Origin of the sequence: Burkholderia sp. Tr-20390 (genome assembly GCF_017104595.1) — a bacterium.
Classification (GTDB): Bacteria; Pseudomonadota; Gammaproteobacteria; order Burkholderiales; family Burkholderiaceae; genus Burkholderia.
Genome location: NZ_JAAGPC010000398.1, coordinates 1 through 1,440 on the forward strand (window position 1 = coordinate 1; position 1,440 = coordinate 1,440).

The following is a 1,440-nucleotide window of genomic DNA, read 5'->3' on the forward strand; positions in this document are numbered from 1 at the left end:
TGGGCGGGGGTGCCGGCCGGCGCGCAGCCTGCTTCCTGCAACGCTCGCCACAGCGCCGCGCGTTCGGTGGCGCGTGCAGCATGCGCGGCGACGACGTCGGGATCGACGGCGGGCGGTGGGGTGGCCGGGCCGGCTTCCGCGGGCGGCGTGGTGTTGGCCGAGGTGGCCGCGCGGGGCACGGTGTCGTCCTGCTCGTGCTCGGTCAACGCGTCCGGTCGCATACGCGCCTCCCCGTCGTCGGACTGCTGCGCCGCCTCGGCCGCGATCCGCCGCCAGGCCAGATCGACCCCGCGCCACCAGCCGGCCACGGTCGGCAGATCGTGCGTCGACGTCATCGCGATCGCGTCGCGATCCCACGCCGACGGCGGCCGGAACGTGCCGCCGGCGTCGCGCTCGAACCACAGCACGCGCATCCCGGCGATGCCCTGCGCGCCGAGCCGTTCGCGGAAGCCGGCCGGCACCGTGCCGAGATCCTCGCCGATCGCGAGCGCGCGATGACGGGCCGCCTCGAGCGCGACGAGCCGCACGAGATCGTCGACCGGATAGCGCAGGTAGGCGCCGTCGCGCGGCGAGCCGCCGTCCGGCACGATCCACATCCGCGCGAAGCCGAGCACGTGATCGATGCGGATGCCGCCCGCATGCGCGAACGCCGCGCGCAACAGTTCGACGAACGGCACGAAGCCTTGCGCACGCAGCGCGGCGGGCGTCCAGGTCGTCACGCCCCACGCCTGGCCGGCCGCATTGAACAGGTCGGGCGGCGCCCCGAGCGACACGCCGCGCAGCAACGTCGCGCCGTGCGCCCACGCGTCGCTGCCCGCGCGATCGGAGCCGACCGCGAGATCGGCGACCAGCCCGGTGGCCATGCCCGCGCCGCGTGCCGCATGCTGCGCGTCGCCGAGCGCGCGCGACGCGCACCATTGCAGGTACGTGTGGAACGCGACCGTGTCGGCATGGGCGTGCGCGAACGCATCGACTTCAGCCGAGCCCGGTTCGCGCCACGGCGCCGGCCATTTCCGCCAGTCAAAGCCCGCCCCGTGCTCGAGGCAGAACGCCTGCAACGCGTCGAAGCGTGCATGCGCCTCGAGCGCCGCACCGCCCGCGGCGCGAAACCGCTGGAAGGCGTCACGCGACGGGTCGTCGCTGGTGCGCCATGCGTCGAAGCACGCACGCAGGCGCCGCAGTTTCAACGGCAGCACGTGCGGCCAGTCGATCAGCGGTGCGTCGGCCGCGGCACCGGTTGCGTGAGGCACGGCAGCGGCGCCCGGCACCGCGTCGCAGTCGAGATACGCGACGTTGTGCCAGCGCCGCGACGACGGCGAATACGGGCTGTCGTGCGCGGGCAGCGCCGGAAAGCCGGCGTGCGTCGGGCTGATCGCCACCGCCTGCGCGCCGTGCCGGGCCGCATGCGCGGCCAGCCGCGCCAGCGCGGTGTAGTCGCCC

Annotated in this window: 1 protein-coding gene; it reads right to left on the minus strand. The window is 75.1% G+C overall.

Features of this window, described 5'->3' with window-relative positions; translation table 11 throughout:
* The coding region (malQ, locus tag G3N98_RS39205) for a 4-alpha-glucanotransferase (RefSeq protein WP_206151117.1) at positions 1-1,440 on the minus strand (1,440 nt) is incomplete at both ends.